The sequence below is a fragment of the Paenibacillus agaridevorans genome (genome assembly GCF_003112455.1).
Classification (GTDB): Bacteria; Bacillota; Bacilli; order Paenibacillales; family Paenibacillaceae; genus Pristimantibacillus; species Pristimantibacillus agaridevorans.
Window position 1 is genome coordinate 78,965 of sequence record NZ_BDQX01000196.1, and the last position, 21,952, is coordinate 100,916.

At 52.4% G+C, this 21,952-nt stretch carries 15 protein-coding genes and 1 pseudogene; 4 read left to right on the forward strand and 12 right to left on the reverse strand.

What is annotated here, in order from left to right; translation table 11 throughout:
• Positions 1-195 precede the first annotated feature (195 nt).
• The 7 genes and pseudogenes from PAT3040_RS18875 to yicI form a co-directional block, all read right to left on the reverse strand.
• Positions 196-1,914, reverse strand: coding sequence for an ABC transporter substrate-binding protein (locus PAT3040_RS18875; protein WP_087565965.1), 1,719 nt, complete (start codon positions 1,912-1,914; stop codon positions 196-198).
• 321 nt (positions 1,915-2,235) lie between these two features.
• Complete coding sequence (locus tag PAT3040_RS18880) at positions 2,236-3,126, reverse strand: carbohydrate ABC transporter permease (protein ID WP_087565964.1); 891 nt, start codon at positions 3,124-3,126, stop codon at positions 2,236-2,238.
• Between the two features lie 12 nt (positions 3,127-3,138).
• Positions 3,139-4,029 carry an ABC transporter permease gene (locus PAT3040_RS18885; protein ID WP_373271239.1) on the reverse strand — a complete coding sequence of 297 codons (891 nt, stop codon included), beginning with the start codon at positions 4,027-4,029 and terminating at the stop codon, positions 3,139-3,141.
• Between the two features lie 597 nt (positions 4,030-4,626).
• Positions 4,627-6,162, reverse strand: a complete 1,536-nt coding sequence (locus PAT3040_RS18890) for a response regulator transcription factor (RefSeq protein ID WP_108993943.1) — start codon at positions 6,160-6,162, stop codon at positions 4,627-4,629.
• Positions 6,155-7,960 (reverse strand): sensor histidine kinase, encoded by a 1,806-nt coding sequence (locus PAT3040_RS18895; RefSeq protein ID WP_108993944.1) that lies wholly within the window; start codon positions 7,958-7,960, stop codon positions 6,155-6,157. Before PAT3040_RS18895 ends, PAT3040_RS18890 begins: the two co-directional genes overlap by 8 nt.
• 159 nt (positions 7,961-8,119) lie before the next feature.
• Positions 8,120-8,227, reverse strand: a pseudogene (locus PAT3040_RS40045) (glycoside hydrolase N-terminal domain-containing protein); the annotation flags it as partial.
• A gap of 298 nt (positions 8,228-8,525) precedes the next feature.
• Positions 8,526-10,817 (reverse strand): alpha-xylosidase, encoded by a 2,292-nt coding sequence (gene yicI, locus PAT3040_RS18910; protein WP_108993946.1) that lies wholly within the window; start codon positions 10,815-10,817, stop codon positions 8,526-8,528.
• A 322-nt stretch (positions 10,818-11,139) separates the two neighbouring features.
• Here yicI and PAT3040_RS18915 point away from each other — a divergent pair, with 322 nt between their 5' ends.
• Both PAT3040_RS18915 and PAT3040_RS18920 read left to right on the forward strand, forming a co-directional pair.
• Positions 11,140-12,042 carry an AraC family transcriptional regulator gene (locus PAT3040_RS18915; RefSeq protein ID WP_108993947.1) on the forward strand — a complete coding sequence of 301 codons (903 nt, stop codon included), beginning with the start codon at positions 11,140-11,142 and terminating at the stop codon, positions 12,040-12,042.
• Between the two features lie 106 nt (positions 12,043-12,148).
• Positions 12,149-12,877, forward strand: a complete 729-nt coding sequence (locus PAT3040_RS18920) for a class I SAM-dependent methyltransferase (RefSeq protein WP_108993948.1) — start codon at positions 12,149-12,151, stop codon at positions 12,875-12,877.
• Positions 12,878-13,015: 138 nt separating this feature from the next.
• Here the strand turns inward: PAT3040_RS18920 and PAT3040_RS18925 are convergent, their stop codons facing one another.
• Positions 13,016-13,939, reverse strand: a complete 924-nt coding sequence (locus PAT3040_RS18925; protein WP_108993949.1) for a fumarylacetoacetate hydrolase family protein — start codon at positions 13,937-13,939, stop codon at positions 13,016-13,018.
• 45 nt (positions 13,940-13,984) lie between these two features.
• Entirely contained in the window at positions 13,985-14,773 is a 789-nt protein-coding gene (locus PAT3040_RS18930; RefSeq protein ID WP_258235055.1) for an SDR family NAD(P)-dependent oxidoreductase, read from the reverse strand.
• A gap of 319 nt (positions 14,774-15,092) precedes the next feature.
• Between PAT3040_RS18930 and PAT3040_RS18935 the strand changes: the two genes are divergently transcribed.
• Positions 15,093-15,776, forward strand: a complete 684-nt coding sequence (locus PAT3040_RS18935) for a transcriptional regulator (RefSeq protein ID WP_108993950.1) — start codon at positions 15,093-15,095, stop codon at positions 15,774-15,776.
• A gap of 578 nt (positions 15,777-16,354) precedes the next feature.
• On the opposite strand, the gene PAT3040_RS18940 is transcribed toward PAT3040_RS18935, so the two are convergent.
• Together PAT3040_RS18940 and PAT3040_RS18945 are read right to left on the reverse strand one after the other, a co-directional pair.
• Complete coding sequence (locus tag PAT3040_RS18940) at positions 16,355-17,101, reverse strand: IclR family transcriptional regulator (protein ID WP_108993951.1); 747 nt, start codon at positions 17,099-17,101, stop codon at positions 16,355-16,357.
• A 72-nt stretch (positions 17,102-17,173) separates the two neighbouring features.
• The gene (locus PAT3040_RS18945) at positions 17,174-18,061 is read right to left on the reverse strand and encodes a LysR family transcriptional regulator (protein ID WP_108993952.1); all 888 of its coding nucleotides are present in this window, start codon (positions 18,059-18,061) and stop codon (positions 17,174-17,176) included.
• Between the two features lie 125 nt (positions 18,062-18,186).
• Here PAT3040_RS18945 and PAT3040_RS18950 point away from each other — a divergent pair, with 125 nt between their 5' ends.
• Positions 18,187-19,371, forward strand: a complete 1,185-nt coding sequence (locus PAT3040_RS18950; RefSeq protein WP_108993953.1) for an MFS transporter — start codon at positions 18,187-18,189, stop codon at positions 19,369-19,371.
• Positions 19,372-19,547: 176 nt separating this feature from the next.
• Here the strand turns inward: PAT3040_RS18950 and htpG are convergent, their stop codons facing one another.
• Entirely contained in the window at positions 19,548-21,428 is a 1,881-nt protein-coding gene (htpG, locus tag PAT3040_RS18955) for a molecular chaperone HtpG (RefSeq protein WP_108993954.1), read from the reverse strand.
• Positions 21,429-21,952: the final 524 nt, after the last annotated feature.

The window sequence follows — 21,952 nt, forward strand, 5'->3', positions numbered from 1 at the left end:
ACAAGGTGAAACGGCTGTCGCCGTCCTTTGGCGGCGCAGCGCGTTTTATTCCGAGAATTATAAGTCAAGTATGGAGAAAACTTATACTTTCTTATAATTTAAAAAAGGTCGAGCAGAGGTTCCCTTTGCTTCGACCTTTTTACCTTTTTACCTTGTTGCCTGTTCGAAATGTTCCTCGATGCTCGTATTCCGCTATTATTTGGACCAAAGTTCCACGCGGGCTTTGACCATGTTCGAGAATTCCTCGTTCAACTTGGCGACGCCGGCATCGTCCAAATCCTTCAGGAAGGCGTCATAGATTTTGTCGAAGTCTTCCGGCTTCGCCAGGATCGCTTCGGGAATACGCTTTTTCATAATGTCCTGCGTCTTCTGGAAAATAACGTTCGCCTGCGAACCCGTCTCAAATGGAAGCGTCCAAGCCGCTCCGTATTTGCGCTCAGGGAACGCGTCGTTAGCCGGCCACAGATCTCTGTACGTCGTTGCACCGTAAGCCGCCAGCGTCTTTTTATCCGCTTCGGAATAAGCCGTGACGATCTGCTCCGGGAAGTTCGTTGTATAGTAGTTGCCGCTTGGATCCATAACGCCGTCGCCATAACGGGCGGAGATCAGGTAGTTGCCGATGCCCGTCGTTTTCTTGAACGTATTGTTGTCGTTCGACTTCTGCGCTTGTACGTCGGCAGGGATAACGCGTTTGCCGTTCTCTACGTTGTAATGCTTGCCTTCGATCCCCCAGTTGACGAGAACCTGGCCTTCATCCGATGCAAGGTAGTCCAGGAACTTGATGGTGCGGACCGGATCCTTTGCGTCTTTCGTGATCGCAATGCCGTAACCGGACAGGTAACCCGTTCCTTGGAAGGAATGGTCTTGGTAAGTCTCGTCAAGCGTAACCGGGAAACGTGCGTACGTGGAGTCGAATTTGCCTTCGGCTTTCAGCGCGTTTTCGGCATCCGCATAGTCCCATTGTTGGTCAACCAGACCAAGAACGCGGCCGGAAGCGATTTTCGCTTTGTATTGGTCATACTTCTGGACGAAGCTCTCGGGATCCAGCAAGCCGATATTGTTCATGTGGTTCAGCCAACGGAAGTATTCGCGCTCTTCGGGACGCTGGTAATGCATGATAGCTTCGAACGTTTCCTGGTTGATGTAGAATTCGCCGTCATCCGGAGCGCCCGTCGCGTAGAACGCGGGGTTCGTTACGGAGATAAGGATCTGCCATTCGCCGCCGTTCAGCGACATGCCGATCGTAGGTTGTCCGTCTTCGGTTTTCGGATTTTTTTCGATGTAGGCTTTGATTGCGTTCTCGTAATCTTTTACCGTTTTGATCTCGGGGAAACCCGCAGCTTCAAGAACCTTATGCTGCAGCTGGAAGCCGCCGCCCGCTTCGAAATAAGTGTGGCCTACGCCATCTTGCGGCAATACGTAGATCGCGTCGTCTTGCTCGCTCCAACGAAGACGGTTGAAGTATTCGCCATAAATTTTCTTAAGGTTCGGAGCATGTTCTTCGATCAACGGACGAAGATCGATCAGCGCGCCGGCATCAACCAGCTTGCCCGCGTTGCCCTTCGGCATAACGAGGTCCGGATATTCGTCGCTTGCGACCATCAGGGCGAACATGTCGGCATCGCTTCCGCCAACGGGGAACTCCTGTTTAAGCGTAACGCCCGTTTTGGCCAGAATCTCTTGACCGACTTCGCTTTTCATGTCATCCCAGTTCGCGTTTACGTCGCCGGATGCAAGGCGAATCGTAATCGGTTCAAGCGATTCCTCGCCTGCATTGTTGGTGTTGCCCGAATTGCCGCCGTTCGCCGCGCCGGTATTTCCGCCATTGCCTCCATTGTTGCCGGAGCAAGCTGCAAGGAAAACGAAGACGAGGACAAGCAGCGTGCTGAACATCATTTTGGCTTTCTTTTTCATCTGAATGTTGCCTCCCTTTTAATAATGTACCTAACTATATAGAACAGGATACCTGTCACTACCAGATAAAGGTGGTTAAAAAGTTTACTTTTGATCACGAAGCATCTCATGGATGCTTATTCGGCGTCGAATCTTGAACTCAGCCGGTTCCTCCGGTACTCACTTAGCGCTGCTAAGCTCCGTTCCTCGGATCTCGGCTTCGCCCAACCTTCTCGGTGCTGAAAACCGGACTTTTTGAACTTCATTTGAACTTCAAACCTTTAAACCTAAAACCTTTAAACCTTAAGCCTTTAAACCTTCAAACCTTCTATCCTCACAACATTAGCTTTTCACCGCGCCTAGGGTCATGCCTTTGACGAAGTAACGTTGCAGGAACGGATAGACGAGCAGGATCGGAACCGTGACGACGATGGTGATCGCCATCTTGATGGATTCCGGCGATACCGAAGCGATAGCTTGCTGCGCGTTCGGATCGCGGTAGTTGTTGCCCGATTGCGTCGACTGCAGCACCTTCATAAGTTCGTACTGCAAGGTCGTATTTTCCGCCTTCATGTTATTGAAGAGGTAGGTATCGAACCAAGCGTTCCAGTGTCCCACCGCCACGAACAAAGCGATCGTCGCCAGCACCGGCTGGCATAGCGGCAGGATGATCCGCCAGAAGATGGTCCAATCGTTTGCGCCGTCGATTTTGGCCGATTCCTGCAAGGCGATAGGCAGGTTATCGATATAGGAGCGGACAACGAACACGTTCCATACGCTCAGGATAGCCGGAATGATATATACCTCGAAGGTACCGATTAAGCCCAGATGTCTCATCAGCATATAGCCCGGGATCAGGCCGCCGGAGAAGTACATCGTCATCGCGAACAGGACGGACATCCACTTTCTTGCTTGGAAGTCGCGGCGGCTCAGCGTGTAAGCCATCATGGAAGCCGACAGGACGCCGACGATCGTGCCGATGACGGTCCGCAGGACGGAGTTTTTGAAGCCCGTGAGCAATCCGTCGAACGCGAAGATCGTCGCGTAGTTGTCCAGCGTGAATTCCCGAGGGAAGATGGTAATGCCTCCGCGCACCGTATCGACCGAGTTGTTGAACGAAATGGCGAGAACGTTAAGGAACGGATAAAGCGTGACGATACCCGCAATGACCATTAGACAATAGAGGCCGATGTCGAACAATTTGTCGCCGTATCTGCGTTGTGAAACATTCATGCTAAGGCCTCCTTATATCACCGATTCTTTGGTAATGCGTTTATAAATGTAATTCGCCGCAAACACGAGGATGATGCTGACGACGGAGTTGAAGATGCCAATGGCCGTACCGTAGGAGTAGCGGCTGAGATTGATGCCGTAGTTCAGCGCGTATAACTCCAATACCTCGGAATAATTGCTGACGAGCGGGTTGCCGAGCAAGAACTGCTTCTCGAAGCCGATGCTGATCAGATGGCCAATCGAGAGGATGAACAGTACCATGAAAGTTGTCCGGATGCCGGGCAGCGTGATGTGCCACATTTTGCGGAAGCGTCCCGCTCCGTCCACCGTCGCCGCCTCGTATTGCTCTTGATCGATGCCCGCCATGGCCGCCAGAAAGATGATGGAGTTCCAGCCCGTCTCTTTCCAAGCATCCGATGCCGTGACGATGCCCCAGAACCACTCGCCCTTGGCCATGAACTGGATGGGAGCGTCGATGATGTGAAGCGCCATCAGCAGTTGGTTGACCGCGCCGCCATCTGTCGATAACATCTTGTACACCATACCGGAGACGACGACCCATGAAACGAAGTGAGGCAAATAAGAGATCGTTTGGATCGAACGCTTAAAGAATTGATTCTTGATTTCGTTAATGAACAGGGCGAAGATGATGGGAACCGTGAAGCTGACGATCAGCCCCATAATGCTCATGCCGAGCGTGTTCCGCAATACGAGATAGAACCTTTCGTCGGTGAACAATTCGATGAAATTATCGAGGCCGACCCATTTCTGATTCAGGATCGAGAATCTCGGCTTGTAGTTCTGGAACGCCATCAGCCAGCCCCAGATCGGGACGTAACTGAACACGATGATCCACGCTACGAAAGGAAGCGACATCAGGTACAAGTACCGGTGCTCGATCATCCTCCCGAGAAAACGCTTACGCTTATTGACTGCCGACGAGCGGCCGTGTTCCGTGGACGGCATTGTTTTCATCTGGCATGTTTCCTCCTCTGCTGACGCCATGCGACCTGCTTTTGTTGTTGTCCTAATCTTAACGGAAAATACACATCCCCCGACACCGTCCATATCGGTCATAAAATCATATCAAAATCGGCGATGCTTCCGTTACAGATCCCGGCAGAAGACACAGGTCTCGAAAGATCCGACTGGATGATGACGCAGGCAACTCTAGCATACAAAAAGCCTCCAAAACCACACTGGGAGTGGTCTGGAGGCTTTTAATCGGTTCGCGGATTTCTCGGACGGGTACTGACAAGCACCCGTTTATCCCAACGGGGTAAAATGGAGTTTTTGCACGAGGCTGATCCTCTGTCCGATTACGTTCGTGGCGCCGGATTCGGCACGCGGATTTGGACGCTAGCTTCCGACATCGAGCTCACCAGAGTTCCCGCCAAGAAAGGGTTCCTGAGCCGGAGGCAGCATTTTTCTAATCCGAGTGCACCATAGCCTCAGCACGGTACAACGACGGTTTATCGTTCCGCTCCCGACCGAAGCAAACTACTTTTCCGCCCCGCTCTTGAACGACGAGGGGGACACGCCTTTATACTTCTTAAACTTCGCATGGAAATAATCGACATTGGCATAACCGACGCGCTCCGCGACCTGATGCACCTTGTGGCCTTCGCGCAGCAGCTTGATGGCCTGCTCGATGCGCACCTTGTCGAGGTAGGTGTTAAAGCTTTCGCCCGTGTGGCTTTTGAACAGCTTGCCGAGATATCCGCTGTTGTAATTAAATAGCTCGGCAAGCGTCTCCAGCCGAAGCGGCTCGCTGTAATGGCGCTCGATAAAGTCAGTAACCCGCTTCATGGTGCCGCTGCTGTCTGTGCCTCCGATCTTGGCGGTTAATTCCGTCAGCCGCGTCTTAAGTTCATCCAGCATTTCTTCGTAGTGGTGGGCCAAGTACAGCCTCGTTACCATATAGAGATCGTCCTTCAACGACAGCTGTGGGTGGAAGGCTGCGGCTTTGTTCAGCATAAGCGTCAGCAGCTGCGCCCAATTGCTTTTGAGCGTCTGCTCGGAATCGCCCAGCCGGACAAGCTCCTCCGCGAACTCGTCGACCTGCTGCAGCACGTCGTGTCCATTGCCGAGATCTACTCTGTAAAATAAGACTTGCGCCATCTCCTCGATGCTTAGCGGCTCGCGTTTAGCCTTCGCCCCGTTCTCGTCCGATGCCTGCGAATTGTAGATTTTTCCGCTACCAAGCAAGAAGCGGCGCCTGAGCCGCGCCTTCGCCTCGCTGCTTGCGCCGGGCAATTGGGTTAACGCCTTCATAGGAGGTCCCGCTACAGCCGTGTAACGAATCCGGTCGCCGCATGTTTCCTCCAGCGTCTCTCTTATCGGGGTCATGTCGCCGCGCAGCCATGGACCGTTCTTGAGCAGCAGACCGATATACGGTTCCGTCGAAAATACCCAACCCAGCCCCCGCTCCTCGATCAGCTCCGTCAGCTTTTTCTTCGCTACCGCCTTCATCGTGAGAGAATGCTCCCGACTATATAACTCGATCAGCAACAGACGGCTGCCCGCAAGCGAAGTTTCCGACCCGAACAGGCTGGGAATATCGAAATCTAACTGCGCCTTGCCCTCCGCCAAGCCTTGAAGCAGCTCTTCCCGAAGCAGCGACGCATTACGTTCGCTCAGGCCCGAGCCGACATCCTTGCGCAAGCCCAGTTCCTGCGAGGCACGCTCGACATAGCTCTCCAGCTCGTCCTCGTCAATCGGCTTGACGACATAACCGCTAACGCCGTGAACAATGGCTTGCTTGGCATAATTAAAGTCCGCATAGCCGCTTAAAATAAGAATGCGGCAATCGGGATCGCTTTGCCGGATGCCTTCGATGGCCCTCAGACCGTCCATGACCGGCATTCGGATATCAATCAGAATCAGATCCGGGCGCAGCAAGGCATGCTGCTCGATGGCATCCTTGCCGTTGGCGGCCGTCCCCGCAATCTCGAAGCCAAGACGCTCCCATTCGATCAAGGTTTGCAGTCCTTGCCGGATCATCGGTTCGTCGTCCACGATCATTACCTTATGCATGACGTAATCCCCCCGTCGGAATATTGAACGTAATAAACGTTCCCTCGCCAAGAACGCTTTCTATTCGCAACCCGAATGATTCGCCATAAATCATGATTAACCGTTGATGTACGTTGCGAAGGCCAATCCGATATTGTTCTTCTTCTTCCATATCGTCGAACGAACGAAGAATGCTCCCCATCCGCTCCTCGTCGATGCCGGAGCCGTTGTCCTTGATCTCGATCCCGACGCCCTCCTCGTTCCGATAGACGCGGACGGATACGAAGCCGCCTTGCTCGACATGGTCGAGACCATGCACGACAGCATTCTCGACAAGCGGTTGAATAACGAGCGGCGGAAGCTCCACCGAAGCGCAGCTTTCATCCACGTCCAGCAGGAAGGAAAGCCGGTCGCCGCCGTAACGGAATTTCTGAATTTCCAGGTAACACCGCACGACCTCGATTTCGTCGCGGATCGCGATGCGTCGATTGCCGACCTCCAGGTTTTGCCGAATCATCTTGCCGAGCATCCGAACGACGACGGAGATTTCCTTTTGGCCGTTCATATGAGCCTTCATCCAGATGGATTCCAGCGCGTTGAACAGGAAGTGCGGATTGATCTGGCTCGCCATCATCTTGAGCTTGATCTCCCGTTGGCGGAGCAGCAGCTGCGCCTTCTGGCTCTCGGAATCCGCAACCTCGTCCATTAATCCTCTGATGCTAACGACCATGTTATTAAATTGACGGGACAACATGCCGATCTCGTCGTTGCCGCTGACGGAGGAGATGACGTTTAAGTCGCCCATCGCCACCTTGTTGAGATCCTTGTGAAGGAGCAGCATTCGCTTGGAGATTAACGTTGAGGTCAAATAGATAAGCCCCCATGCAACAGCGAGACTGACAAGCATGATGGCCAGCCCAAGCAAGCTGATCCGGTTCGCTCCGCCGACAATGCTGTCCACGGCGAACACGGAGACGACCCGCAGTCCGTTTCGGCTCGAAGTCGGGATAAGCTTCTCGATCACGACGCGGGAAGGTTTGCCGTCATATCGAAATTCATAGGTCCCCTCCGATTTGCCTGCTATGGGACTGTTAAAGGTCGCGTCATTGATGTTCTTGCCGACAAGCGCGCCGTCCTTCGCCGCTACGATGTAGCCATTGTCCTCGATAATCATGGTGTCGAACGCTTCTTGACGCATCATGCTGCCCAGCACCGCGGGGTCGATCGTGATGACGAGCACTCCGCTTGTCCGATATAGCGGAAAATTGACTTTGCGCACCAGACTGAGATATTTCTGATTGCTCTTGGTCTCGTCCTCGACGTATTGCCAGCGGATGCCGTCTTCGGTCATCGCTTGATGGAACCAAGGTTCGCGCGTCTTCTCCGGCGTGAGTCGGAGGAATTCCCAGTTGTCCAGCATCGTCGGGTTCGTATAATAGAAGCGGATATTATGAATTTCGTTATACAGCTTGACGGAATCGCGGATGTCTCGGTATTCCCGGTATGCTTCTACAACCGAATACGTTGAAGCATACTGCGTATTAACGACGTTCATCAACCGAGCGTCGCTGAGCAGATTATCCGAAACTTCAAGCGGCATGCGGACGATGTTCGCAATCTGCGACTTCACCCTGTCGACGTTGCTGCCTACTTGCTGCGTGGCTTGATCCAGCACATTTTGGCGAAACGCCAGAGTCAGAAATACGCCTACGATAAGAACCGGGACGAACACGACCAGAATGAAGGAGACGATCAGCTTGGGCTTGATTCGAATATCATTTGTACGGTTCGCAAGACGCCTGACAAATTCAATGAACATGCTGCTATCGTCTCCTTGCCGCCATGCCGGCTAATATTTCCTCCATTCTAGCATAACCGTGATGGCTCCGCTTTCCCGCCTATAGCACCAACGAGAACTCGACCGGCAAACACCCGCGTCCCGGAAAGTGCCTCCGCGTCCAGCTGTTCGAAGCTGATCCAGCCGCTCCGTCCCTATACCGCCGAATGCCAACGCGCCCAGTCTGCCGTTGCCGATCGGCAGCGCCTCGTTCCAATCCGCGGCAGGCTCGTTATGCCACAATTTCATCGCCTTCACCACCTCCGTCCAACTTCCCTTACAGTCCATCATAACGAACATCGACCAACCGCAATACCGCTTTCATTCCACATAAAATCATATGGAAATTAGACATGGCCAGCACGGAAACGATTACGCTATTCTTATCGAAAAAAAAACGGACAACAGAGCCGCTATTGCTTCGATTAACGCTTATGCGCGCTTCAACCGACCAATAACGTCCCTGCGGTCCGTTACAATCGCGATATACTTCTCCGCCCAAGAACGGCGGGGTTATCCTTGTTGCTTCCGTCTGCCAAGGGTAAGACTAGCCCTTCAGCGTGACTGCGAAGCTCTCGCTCGCGCCGCCCGCCGGCACTTCTACCTTGCTTCCTTCTTGGCCCTCGATCTCGAACGCGAACGTATGGCCCGCCGAACGCTCCACCTTAACGGTGACTTCATTGCCATTGCGCGTTGCAACGGCGCTTAGCGAGACGCCGCCCTTCGTATCGTGCACGGTCGCGGTTGCCGACTTGCCGTCTTCCAGAGCGAACAGCTTTAACGTCACGCCATCCGCATATTCGTAGTCCGGCACGTTGTCGTTCGCGCCGATCGCTAGAAGCGTATTCGGCCTTACGAATAGCGGCAGGCTCATAAAGTCATGGGTCTCCTTGCGCCACGAGCCGCCTTGCACCGTCTCGCCCGTAAGCAGATGCGTCCAAGTGCCTTGCGGCAAATAATACGTGACCCGTCCTTCTTCGTTAAAGATCGGCGCAACGAGCAGGCTGTCGCCAAGCATATATTGGCGGTCGATCGTCTCGCAGCTTGGATCCTCGGGGAATTCCAGCACCATCGCACGCATGGACGGCACGCCTTCTTCCTTTGCCTGCACGGCCGTGCGGAACAGGTAAGGCATGAGCGAGCACTTGAGCCTAGTGAAAAATCTCGTCACGTCCACCGCTTCCGTGTCGTACGCCCATGGCACCCGGTACGATCTGCTGCCATGCAGCCTGCTGTGGCTGGAGAGCAATCCGAAGGCTAACCAGCGTTTAAACACATGCGCCGGCGCCGTGCTCTCGAAGCCGCCGATGTCGTGACTCCAGAAGCCGAAGCCGGACAAGCCGAGGGAAAGACCGCCGCGCAAGCTTTCGGCCATGGACTCGTAATCCGCATAGCAGTCCCCGCCCCAGTGAACCGGGAACTTCTGCCCGCCTGCCGTAGCCGATCTCGCGAACAACGCCGCTTCGCCTTGGCCGAGCTTATCCACCAAAACGTCGAATACCACTTCGTTATAAAGGTACGTGTAGTAGTTGTGCATTTTAAACGGATCGGAGCCGTCGTGGTAGACGACATCGGTCGGAATCCGCTCGCCGAAGTCCGTCTTGAAGCTGTCCACGCCCATGTCCACCAGTTCGCGCAGGTAGGAGGCGTACCACTCGCAGGCTGCCGGATTCGTGAAGTCGACCAGCGCCATGCCCGGCTGCCACATATCCCATTGCCAGACGTCGCCGTTCGGACGTTTTACCAAATAGCCGTTTTCCTTGCCCTCTTTGAACAGTCTGGAGCGCTGGGCGATGTACGGATTGATCCATACGCATATCTTGAGTCCCTTCTCCTTCAAACGCTTCAGCATACCGACGGGATCGGGGAAAACGCGTTCGTCCCATTGAAAGTCCGTCCAGTGGAACTCTCTCATCCAGAAGCAGTCGAAGTGGAAGACGTGAAGCGGCAGATCCCGCTCCGCCATGCCCTCGACAAAGGACATAACCGTCGATTCGTCATAGTTGGTCGTAAACGACGTCGTCAACCAGAGGCCGAATGACCATGCAGGCGGCAGAGCCGGCTTACCCGTCAAGTCGGTATAGCGGCCCAGCACTTCCTTCATGCTTGGCCCGTCTACGATAAAGTAGCTCAGCGATTCGCCTTCGACGCTGAATTGCACCTTCTTCACCTTTTCCGACGCAACCTCAAGCGAAACGAGCTCCGGATGGTTGATGAACACGCCGTACCCTTTGTTCGTCAGGTAAAAAGGAATGTTTTTGTAGGATTGCTCCGAGCTTGTGCCGCCGTCCTTGTTCCACAGATCGACCGTTTGGCCGTTTTTTACGAACGAGGTGAAACGCTCGCCAAGTCCGTATACCCATTCGCCAACGCCCAGATCAAGCTCTTCGCGCACGTACGCCTTGCCTTCGCCTTCGGCTTTGATATAGGCCATGGACTTCTGGGCGCTGCCCGTCAGCCGCTCGCCGCCCCGGTAAAAATCAACGCGCCATGTGTCTCCCTTGCTAATGCGCACACTAAGATTGCCCGTCGTCAGCGTTGCCGCTTCGTCCGTCTCCTCGATGACCGCGTGGCTGCCGTCGCTAGCCAGCTCGAATGCGGGACCGCGTTCCACCACGCCCGCATGGTTAATCAGCTTAACCCCGATCACGCCTTCGATCGGCGAGTGGAACTGGACCGTAAGCAGCATTGTATCCAACATGTTGGAACGCGACAGAATGGGCCGGGGCGACGCGTAAGCCGTCAATTGTCCCTCCGATTTCTCGAAGTCATGCGCCTGCACTGCGCTTAGCACCTCGTACCCTTTGCGTATCATCCAGTTGCCGTCTGTAAATTTCATGTGTAAAGCACCGCCTTTATTTTGATGAACAATCGTTTATTGCAAGTTCCCGTTACCCACGAAAGCAATCAAGCTTCGCTGCCAATGCCGATTCCTTTCGCGAGACCCGAAGTTAGGCGAAACTAAGCGTTCTGCCACTAAATCGCCTATCGGACATAGATGTTTTAATCTGTTGTTCACAAGTCTTGAAGTTGCATCATTTCCTCTACAAATAATAAAATGGAATTATGTTATACTTGCAGTATACTGACTGGTAAGCGTTTCATCTAACAGAATTATGCCTGTTTATAGCACGATTCTGATGCAAGTGAGGGGATGTATAATGGATCGTTCGCAGAAGGAATCGCTCAAGGAGAATCGACTGCATGGAACGGAAGCGTTCCCTCTGGCGGCATACCGCATCGGTCCCATCCCCCCCGGAGAGCCGGTGCTGGAATGTCATTGGCATGCGGAAGCGGAATGGTTCTATATGCTGGAGGGAGAAGTACTGTTTCAGGTCGGGACGGACTACTTTCCCGTCCGGGCGGGCGAGGCCGTCTACATCGACGGCGGGGATATACATGCCGGTCATGCGCTTGGGGATTCCCCGTGCTCGTATTGCGCCGTCGTCTTCGATACGGAGCTGTTGGCAAGCGCGGCGATCGATGCCGTGCAGGAGCGTTACGTCGTTCCGCTGCGGGACAAGTCCCGCACCTTCCCCCGCCATCTGAAGCTGGGGACGGACTGGAGCGATGCCGCACTGGGTTACTTGTCCGGCTTGATCGACGCAAGCGAGAGACAGCAGACGGGATACGAAGCCGCGGCGAAAGGGCTGTTATATTTGATGCTGCACCAATTCGCATCCTCGGAGCAGCTCGTTAGCCGAAGCGACCACGGGGGCAACGCACAACTTCAAATCAAGCTGGAACGGCTCAAGGCCGTCATCGGCTATATGCAGGAACATTACGGCCGACCGATCCGAATCGCCGAGCTGGCTGAGCAGATTCCGATGAGCGAAGGACAGTTCAGCCGCTTCTTCAAAAGCATGACCCATCAAACTCCCGTCGAATTCTTGAACGGTTACCGAATCAAAAAGGCGGCCGAGCTGCTGCTCCAGCCTGACGCCAAGATCGCGGCTGTCGCCATGGACGTCGGCTTCGATCATATCAGCTACTTCGTAAAGGTGTTCCGGAGCCGTATGAAATGCACGCCGTCCGAATACAGAAAATCGCATATGATTGGCTAGGCTTGAGCCGGTGCCGGGGTTATAGCTGCCGGAACATTCGCCGTCGCTCAAATCAAGCCTCTAGCATGTCCCGAACTTCCCATTTGTAATGAAGGAGGCCTTATTAATGAAACAAAACAAATACGACGAAGCGGAATTTTTTGATGCCTACGGCAAGATGGAGAGGTCCTTGAAAGGTTTGGAGGGAGCCGGAGAATGGCATGTGCTGCGAACGCTGATTCCCGAGCTTCGTGACCGAAGCGTGCTGGATCTGGGCTGCGGCTATGGTTGGCATTGCCTGTACGCGCATGAGCAAGGCGCAAGCGACGTAACCGGCATTGATATTTCGGCGAAAATGCTGGAGAAGGCGTCAACGTTGGCCCAAGGAACAGGCATACAATATATGAGGCTGCCTGTCGAGGATATCGTGTTCCCGCCAGATCGCTTCGACGTTGTCATCAGCTCTCTGGCTTTTCATTACGTAGAGGATTTTGGAGCAATCTGCGAGAAAATCTACAATTGCATGAAGCCTGGAGGGACGTTCCTCTTCTCGGTCGAACATCCCGTCTTCACCGCCCGTTCAGAGCAAAGCTGGGAGTATGGAGAGGATGGCAAGGCGCTGTATTGGCCGCTGGATAACTATCAGTCGGAAGGACAACGCATCACCTCATTCCTGACCGATAACGTCGTGAAATACCACCGGACGCTGGCAACTTATATAAACGCGGTCATCCAAGCCGGCTTCGTCGTGACGGCTGTCGCGGAACCGAAGCCGGCAGAGGATAAGCTGGACATCCCCGGCATGCGGGACGAGCTACGTCGACCGATGTTTCTCATCATTTCCGCCACAAAGTGAAGCTGCAACCCGATTTTCTCGGGGTGCAGCTCGCAATGGCGCTCCGCGGCAGGCTGCAACCCATTTCTCGGGGTGCAGCTCGCATTGGCGCTTCCCTTCAGGATGTAACCCGATTTTCTCGGCTTACAGGCGCCGCGATCATTGCTCGATTTCAGCTACCATTGTATTCGTTAGCGAACCCAGCTTTTCGATCTCGATCGTCACGACGTCGCCTGGCTGCAAATAAACGCGCTCATCGACTGGCTTGCCAAGCACAACACCTTCAGGCGTACCCGTCAAGATGACATCCCCTGGCACCAGTGTCATAAGCTGCGAGATATAACTGACAATCTCATCGCAATAAAAAATCATGTCTGACGTGTTGGAGGCTTGGCGAACCTCTCCGTTAACGATGCATTTGATCTCCAACTGATTAGGATCGCCGACTTCATCCGCCGTTACCAGATAAGGACCGAGCGGCGAAAACTTGTCACAGGATTTACCCGTCAGCCATTGCGACGTACGGAACTGCAGATCCCTGGCGGAGAGGTCGTTAACGTTGCAGTAGCCAAGCACATAAGACAACGCGTCTTCCTTGGCCACGTTTTTGGCCTGTTTGCCAATCACGATTACCAGCTCCGCCTCGTAGTCGACCTCGCTTGATACCTTCGGCAGCGGAATCTCATCTCCTTGACTTGCCAGCGTATTGCTGAATTTATTAAAAAGGACGGGATAAGTCGGAATCTCTGCGCCTGTTTCCTCCGCGTGTTTGCGGTAATTGAGTCCGACGCAAATCATTTTGTTAGGATGAGTTACGCAAGGTCCAAGCGTAAGGGTCGACTCCGGGCGAATATAAGCAAAACGGTTGTCCGCGCGGTGAGCAATCTCGACAAAGGTCCGAAGCTTATCCATTGCATTCGCACCGCCTTCGATAACCGCCTGCAGCGTGACAGGTACTCCGTCTTCTACGTCCATGTCTGATACGTTGCCCACTGCCGCAGCTATGTCCAGGATTCCCTCTCCTTCCCCGCTATGTACGCCAAGCTTATACGTCTGATCCTCGAAAAAGGTTAACAGTTTCATTATCCATTCGCTCCCTTGTCAAGTTATGATTGTGTTTTGCTATCGCTAAGCATCTTTGCCAAATACGGCACCGCCGTCGATATAAAGCGGCGATCCCATCATAAACTTGGACTCCTCGGAGGCCAGAAACACTGCTGCGTGCGCCACATCCTCGGGCCGCCCCATCTCGCCGCTTAATTGACGTTTTTTGAGAGACTCAATGGCCGCTTCGGGATCGTCATACGATTGCTTGAGGTAATTCTCGACAAATGGTGTCAAAATCGTGCCCGGAAGCAAAGCGTTAACGCGAATGCCATAAGACGCGTAATCCACTTGCATCGATTTCGTTAGCGCCAGCACCGCCCCTTTGGTCGCCGAATATGAAGCGCGTTTAGCCAGTCCGATCTCCGCCACGCAAGAAGACATATTGATAATTACTCCGGACCTGCGCTGCATCATGGAGGGTAGTACATACTTGCTCGGGAGATATACGCCTCTTATGTTGACTCTCATGACTCGGTCCCAGGCATCCGGCTCCACTTCGTGCAGGGCGCCCACTCCGCTAATGCCCGCATTATTAAACAACACGTCGATTTGGCCGTGACGCTCGATCGCTTGTTCGACCATCGTTTCTACCGAGGACGGATCCGTCACGTCCGCAACGATCAACGATGCCGAGCCTCCGGCGGCCCGAATCTCCTCAACCGTCACTTCTCCCTTGCCTTCATCCAGATCGTTAACAATGACCGTCGCGCCTTGCATGGCAAAGGCGATTGCGGAACACTTGCCGATCCCGGATCCCGCACCTGTAATCAACGTTGTTTTATGCTGCAATCGATGTCCCATTATGCTCATGATAACCTTCTCATCTCCTTTTTGTTTATTATAATAAACCTTGTTTTATATAATAAAATAGTAACACAGTCATTCCGATTCCACAATAAAAAAGAGACCGTTCCAAACGGCTGCCTCGTAGATCAGCAGGTTGAGCGAATCCGTATAAGACCCTCTCTGTATAAGTCTCTCTCTTGAATCTGAACAAATGTCAATGCTATACTAAGGCCAACGGTCGTGAAGCACATGCCGCTTTGATACTTAAGTGTATCGAAGCGGCATTTTTATGTTTAAGCGAGAAAACATAAGATTATATACTTAATAGTGGGAGGATGGGTTTGTGTTTAAAAAAGAATACGAATTATGGTTGCAGAAGCAGATTAATCAGGAGAAAAAACATCGTAGAAAAGAATTATTACAGAAAGGACTCAGTCATGGATCCTTTGAGATGCTCCGGCTGATCTGGTATCCTGTTGTCGGTAATTTCGATCATTTATATCCCGAATGGGAGGTCCGTGATTTTAATAACGGCTACCGTTATCTTGACTTTGCCTTTTTGCGGGGCGGTGTCAAGGGCAATATTGAAATACAAGATTATCGATCCCACGCCAGAGATTTGGATACACGTCGATTTAAAGACTTATGTCAACGACAAAGTTTGTTATCGCTCGATGATTGGGTCTATTTGCCGGTCGCATATTTATCAATCCGTGATGAACCAGAGTTTTGCAAGCAGTTAATATTATCGTTCGTTGGCAAGTTTCTATCAATCAATGTGGATGCCGGGTTAAATGGCCTGGAAGCGGAAACCGTACGCTTTGCTCGACGGAAGCTCAGGCCGTTTACACCGAATGAACTCGCCGTACATCTTCGAATTACTGACCGTTATGCGCGAATGTTGCTTCATCGTTTAGTTGAGGGGCAACAAATAACAGTCGTTGGCGGAAACATAAGATTTCGAACGTATCAATTGAATATGGGAGGGCTGCTGGGGCCGTCAGAGGACTATGAAAGACCAGAATAAGAGCTTGGGGAAATGAGAGACATTATTATTCGCAGAGGAACTTGGAAAGCCGGTGGAAGCTTGCGGAACTGAGAGACGTTATTCGTCGGAAAAGAGGGCTTTTTGATCCATAGCGGAACTGAGCGCCTTTATTGCTTTCAATTTAAATGGAATCACCAGTAAAACAGGCGAATAGCGGCGCTCAGTTCCATTAGCATTAAAATAAGGGCAGAATTCCCCAAATAAGCCCCCTCATTTCCCTTAACTCGCAACTGAAGCAATGCAACAGGAGCAATGGGCGTTCTTTGCTTGCTTGCATAGCGCCTGTCCGACTCTTGACGACGCCAACCGCAAAGATCAATTTGAACGCCGTGCTCGCCGCGCTCGTTGCGCTAATGCCGTTTATAACCTATTGATCATGCTTGCCGCTTCCTTTTGCACGAATGACCTTCTGCCTTCGCAATCCAAGAATCCCTACCCTCAGCCTTTGAGGCAACGGGCAAACGCCTGCTGATGCAGGTTTATCCGCTACCGGGCTAACGCCTACTTTAGCCGCATCCGGGCAAAGGCCTAAAACGCCCGTCTATATGGGTCTACTGTCAAAACGATAATCTAGCCGATAATTGCTTAAGTTCTTTAAGCACTTCGGCCCCTTTAGTCTCCCACCGATGCTTGAGCATCGAACAACTGACGGCAGAAACCACTTGTCCGCCTCGTGTGATCGGAACAGCGACGCAGCAGAAACCTTGTACCGCTTCCTCCAAATCCTCGGCGTACCCTTGTTCTCTTACGATTGCCAGAGCCTTCTCCAACGTGTCGAGATCGGCGATCGTATTCGGAGTCATTTTTTGTTGCCAGGCATAGGCGCTATACAGCTCCGCTACCTGCCCGGGAGATCTTGCGGCTAAAAGCACTTTGCCCAGCGCCGTCGAGTGTGCCGGCAACCGCATGCCCGGCTCGGACATCAGCTTAACGGGACCGGGATACTCTTCTTTGGCCAAATACAGAACCTCTGTGCCTGCAAGCTCCGCCAGTTGTACCGTCTCCTCGATGACGGTTTTCGTTATCGCCGCTTCTATATGAAAGACGTCGATTAGATCATGATATTGAACGTATCCGCTCACGAATGCACCCATCGCTGTGCCCAGCCAATACGTATCGTCTTTGTCTTTACGAATCCAATTTAATTTCTCGAGCGTGTTAAGCACAGAAAACATCGAACTCTTATTAATGTCTGTTCGTTTGGATAACTCCATAAGCCGCAGCTTGCCTGGATGCTCCGCCACGAGTCGCAGCACACGATCTGCTCTCTCGATTGCCGGCACCCAATATTTATTGTCCGTCATTACTGCCCGCCTCGATTTCTTAGCTATTTTTCGAACCATTATAACAAGCCAAAATCCCCGATTCAATAGCTCTCACTCTTTTGGACCACCAAAATAAGCAATCGTTTTCTGAATGAACAATTTGGCCGCTTGACCTAAATAACGGTCCGATTGATAGATGACGCAGAGATGTCTCTCAGGCGCTCCGCTTTCGATCTTTATACACCGGAACGCGGGATCGTTTATGCTTTCGATCAGGGCAATGGGCTGCACGGTCGCGCCGATATTGGCTTTTACAAGCTGCAGAATGGATGTGACCGAACCTGTCTCCATAATCGTTTTCATAACGAAGCCGTGCGACTTAAAGGTCACGTCTACGAGCGTTCTTCCAATCGCGCCGATCGGGTACATTACCATGCCGACCTCCTCCAGCTCCGCAAACGCAATCGTATGGCGGTCTGCCAATGGATGATGCTCCGATACCACTAATCCGTATTCCTCCGTACACACCGGAATCATTACGAGCCGCTCATCCTTCACGGGCATAAGCCCGACGCCGATATCCGCCTGTCCGGTCAGGACAAGCTGCTCGATTTCAATTGATGGCGTTATGCTAAGCTTGACTTGAGGGTACTCTTGATAATATTCGATCAGGAGCTGGGTGATCCGGTAATCCAAATCCGAAGGCAGGACGCCGACGGATACCGTTCCCAGCCGAAAACTTCTCAGATCGTGGATGGAGTCTCTTGCATATTGCATCCTTCGCAAGATGTCTCCGCCCTGCTCTCTCAGCATTCTCCCCGCTTCGGTAAGGGCGATTCGTTTGCCGATCCGATCGAATAACGTTACCCCGAATTCATTCTCCAAGGCGCGGATTTGCAAGCTTAGCGTCGGCTGGGATACGCCCAGCTTCTCCGCCGCTTTCGTCACGTGCAATTCCTCGCAGACCGCCAGGAAATATTCCAGCTGACGAAACTCCATCGTCATCCCCCTCAATCATTGTCAAAACTTATCATCATCATAGTTTTCATTGTATTGATTAATCGGTCATATCGCAATACACTAGATCATATTCCACAATGAATGAATACAGGAGGACCGCCATCATGCGCAAAACAACATTGCTTCTTCTAGCGTTATTTCTCGCTTCCCTTAATTTGAGGCCTGCCATTACCTCCCTCGCTCCCATGCTGGAGACGATTCGGCAAGCGCTTGGCATTAGCGGCACGATCGCAAGCTTGCTCACCTCCATTCCGGTTCTGTGCATGGGCTTGTTCGCGCCAACCGCCGTTATCTGGAGCCGGAAGTGGGGATTGGAGCGCACGATCATGATCGCGGTGACGCTCATCGGAATCGCCACGGCCGCCCGCTACTTTGCCTTTTCGTCCGGCATCCTGCTTGCCAGCGCGTTTGCTGCGGGCATCGGAATCGCGGTGGCCGGTCCGCTTCTATCCGGCTTTATCAAAAAAAACTTCGCCGACAAAGCTTCCTCCATCGTCGGCATCTATTCCATGGCGCTCGTCGTTGGCGCCGCAGTCAGCGCCGGACTTTCCGTACCTTTGCAAACCGCTTTCGAAGGGTCCTGGCAATCGTCTGCCGCAATATGGGCTTTATTTGCTTTCATCGCTCTGCCTTTATGGATCTATCTGACCAGGAAGAATCGTATTGGCCTCGTATCCCAGACATCATCGTCTGGCAGCATTAAGCTGCCAATACGCAATAAACGCGCGTGGCTGCTCACGCTCTATTTTGGCCTGATGGCCTTCGAATTTTATTCCATCACTGCATGGCTGGCCCCCACCGTGGAAAGCATGGGTTACGACGCCGGTTTCGCGGGAGCCATGTTGACCTTGTTTACGTTCATCCAAATACCGGTCAGCCTGCTTATTCCGTTCCTCATGTCCCGGTTCCCGCGAAGGCTGGTATGGCTGCTCGCCTGCGGATCGCTGGAGCTGATTGGTTTGGCTACGCTCGCTATGTCCGGCAACCCTTGGTTCTCCACGATCTTGCTTGGTCTTGGCGCCGGGGGACTGTTCCCGATCGCGCTGATGCTGCCGATCGAGGAAACCTCCGACGCGGAATCCGCGAGCTCCTGGTCTGCCTTAAACCAATCCGGCGGCTATGTGATCGGCGCGATGGGACCGATTCTTGTCGGCTGGACGCATGACGCAACCGGCGGCTTCGCGCTCGCCTTCGCGGGACTCGCCGCCATCGCCATCGTGATGATGATCGTGCAACTGCGGATTGGCAACAGAAAGCCGATTCCTGCAGCTAAGCGCAGCGCCGCCTAACGACAATTATTGCCGGGGAAATGGTCTTTTCGGCATATGCTGCTTCTTCGAAAAAAGAGCTCATCTCCTACTTTGGTTCGTAGAAAATGAGCTCTTTTTGTTTTGTGGACCCGCCTTAGTGCCGTCGATGCTTCAAGCGAGCCCTATTTATGATGTTAGTGCGAGTCTCCGCGATGTTACACCATCACTTTACAAATATCGTTCGTAAATTCCACAGGATCCTGGAGTGGAAGTCCTTCGATCAGCAGAGCTTGGTTGTATAGGAGCTGCGTATACAAATTGAACTTCTCTTTGTCAGAGCCGTGTGCGTTCTTAAGCGATTGGAATACGTCGTGGTTAACATTAATTTCCAGAACCTTGTCCGCTTTCACGTCGCCGCTGTCCGGCATCGCTTTAAGGATTTTCTCCATCTCGATGGAAAGCTCGCCTTCAGCGGAGAGGCAGACGGGATGACTTCTCAGACGTTTGGAAGCTTTGACGGACTTCACTTTGCCGGAGAGCAGCTCTTGCATGCTGTCGAACAATTCCTTGTTCGTGTCCGCTTCCGTATCGGACTCCTTGTCCTTTTCGTCCTGCTCGAAACCAAGATCGCCGCTGGAGATGGAGCGGAACTCTTTCTCCTTGAAGTTCATGATCATTTTGATCGCGAACTCGTCGATGTCGTCCGTCAGATACAGAATTTCGTAACCTTTCTCCAGCACGACTTCGATTTGCGGGAGCTTTTCGATCCGCGCGATCGATTCGCCGGCCGCGTAATAGATATACTTCTGATCTTCCGGCATGCGGGATACGTATTCTTCGAGGCTGACCAGCTTGTTCTCCTTGGAGGAGTGGAATAGCAGCAGCTCTTGCAGATCGGCTTTGTTCATTCCGTAATCGTTGTAAACGCCGAACTTCAGCTGACGGCCGAACGCTTTGTAGAACTTCTCGTAGTTGTCGCGATCATCCTTCTGCATCCCTTGGAGCAGGCTTTTGATTTTGTTCTTGATGTTCTTCGCGATCAGCTTCAACTGGCGGTCATGCTGCAGCAGCTCGCGGGAAATGTTGAGCGACAGGTCCTCGGAGTCGACCATCCCCTTAACGAAGCTGAAGTAATCCGGCAGCAGATCGGCGCATTTGTCCATGATCAGAACGCCATTGGAGTACAGCTCAAGCCCCTTGGCATATTCTTTCGTGTAATAATCGAACGGCGCGTTCTCCGGAATGTACAAAATCGCGTTGTACACGACGGCTCCGTCGGCGCTGATGTGAACATGCTTAAGCGGTTTGTCGAAGCCATAACGTTTCTCCGCATAAAATGCGGCGTAATCCTCGTCCGTCAGCTCGTTTTTGTTCCTGCGCCAGATCGGTACCATACTGTTGAGCGTTTGCTCTTCGATCGTTTCCTCGAACTCGCCCTCGCTGCCTTCCTTTGGACGCTGGCTCGTCATATCCATCTTGATCGGATAACGGATAAAGTCGGAATATTTTTTAATAATCGCGCGCAGACGATACTGCTCCAGGAACTCGTCGTATTGCTCGTCCTCCGTATTCTCCTTGATGCGAAGCACGATTTCGGTACCGACTGAAGCTTTCTCAGCTGGCGTAATCACATAACCGTCGGCGCCTTCGGAGACCCATTGGTATGCCTGGTCGCTTCCAAGCGCCCTAGTCGTTACTTTTACTTCGTCGGCCACCATAAATGCGGAGTAGAAGCCTACGCCGAACTGACCGATAATATTGTGGCCATCCTTTGCTTCGTTCTGCTGCTTAAACGCCAGCGATCCGCTCTTCGCGATAACGCCGAGGTTATTCTCGAGCTCCTCCTGCGTCATGCCGATGCCGGTATCCGTCAGAGTCAACGTACGAGCGGACTTATCTGCCGTCACTTTAATGAAATAATCTTCTTTATTGAAAACAAGGCTGTCGTCCGTCAACGCTTTGTAATAAATTTTGTCGATGGCATCACTCGCGTTTGAGATCAGCTCCCGCAAGAAAATCTCCTTTTGCGTATAAATCGAATTAATCATCATCTCCAGCAGTCGTTTGGATTCCGCCTGGAATTGCTTCATAACCATGAATGCGCTCTCCTCTCAATAGTGGAACTATGTAATCGGGCTCCGTCGTCGGCTTGTCCGACACTTCGTGTTAGCACTCATTCATCAGGAGTGCTAATCCCTCCTTTTATATACCATATCTATAATTTTGATGTCAACTCTTTCGTTGGTTCTTTCGTTCTTTCGTTGGCTTCCGTTTGTATCACGGTTATCCGTTTGACTCCCAATCGATTCTACTTATGCAGATGCTGCTCCTTTATCCTCCGTTTGAAGCCATGCATAGTTTTCTAAATCACAACAAAATCACCCTTGCGAGTGATTGGAAGTTAATGTCTGCGAGTTCGCCTCTCCTAACAACCTATGATAGACGGCAGAGGCGCTATTTTGTCGATTTTCGACATTTTCGAATTAAAAAAGTCCTTATTCGCTTCGGTTAACACAACCCGGCGAGCGTGGAGCGAATGGACTATGATAGCGGATTTATCCGCTTTATTGGGCTGTGCCGGGGGCGCTCGGACTATTATAGCGGATTTATCCGCTTTATT

Coding starts and splice junctions, on each gene's coding strand:
- PAT3040_RS18875 (WP_087565965.1), bottom strand. CDS start 1,914: ATGAAAAAGAAAGCCAAAATGATGTTCAGCACGCTGCTTGTCCTCGTC.
- PAT3040_RS18880 (WP_087565964.1), bottom strand. CDS start 3,126: ATGAATGTTTCACAACGCAGATACGGCGACAAATTGTTCGACATCGGC.
- PAT3040_RS18885 (WP_373271239.1), bottom strand. CDS start 4,029: ATGATCGAGCACCGGTACTTGTACCTGATGTCGCTTCCTTTCGTAGCG.
- PAT3040_RS18890 (WP_108993943.1), bottom strand. CDS start 6,162: ATGCATAAGGTAATGATCGTGGACGACGAACCGATGATCCGGCAAGGA.
- PAT3040_RS18895 (WP_108993944.1), bottom strand. CDS start 7,960: ATGTTCATTGAATTTGTCAGGCGTCTTGCGAACCGTACAAATGATATT.
- yicI (WP_108993946.1), bottom strand. CDS start 10,817: ATGAAATTTACAGACGGCAACTGGATGATACGCAAAGGGTACGAGGTG.
- PAT3040_RS18915 (WP_108993947.1), top strand. CDS start 11,140: ATGGATCGTTCGCAGAAGGAATCGCTCAAGGAGAATCGACTGCATGGA.
- PAT3040_RS18920 (WP_108993948.1), top strand. CDS start 12,149: ATGAAACAAAACAAATACGACGAAGCGGAATTTTTTGATGCCTACGGC.
- PAT3040_RS18925 (WP_108993949.1), bottom strand. CDS start 13,939: ATGAAACTGTTAACCTTTTTCGAGGATCAGACGTATAAGCTTGGCGTA.
- PAT3040_RS18930 (WP_258235055.1), bottom strand. CDS start 14,773: ATGAGCATAATGGGACATCGATTGCAGCATAAAACAACGTTGATTACA.
- PAT3040_RS18940 (WP_108993951.1), bottom strand. CDS start 17,101: ATGACGGACAATAAATATTGGGTGCCGGCAATCGAGAGAGCAGATCGT.
- PAT3040_RS18945 (WP_108993952.1), bottom strand. CDS start 18,061: ATGGAGTTTCGTCAGCTGGAATATTTCCTGGCGGTCTGCGAGGAATTG.
- PAT3040_RS18950 (WP_108993953.1), top strand. CDS start 18,187: ATGCGCAAAACAACATTGCTTCTTCTAGCGTTATTTCTCGCTTCCCTT.
- htpG (WP_108993954.1), bottom strand. CDS start 21,428: ATGGTTATGAAGCAATTCCAGGCGGAATCCAAACGACTGCTGGAGATG.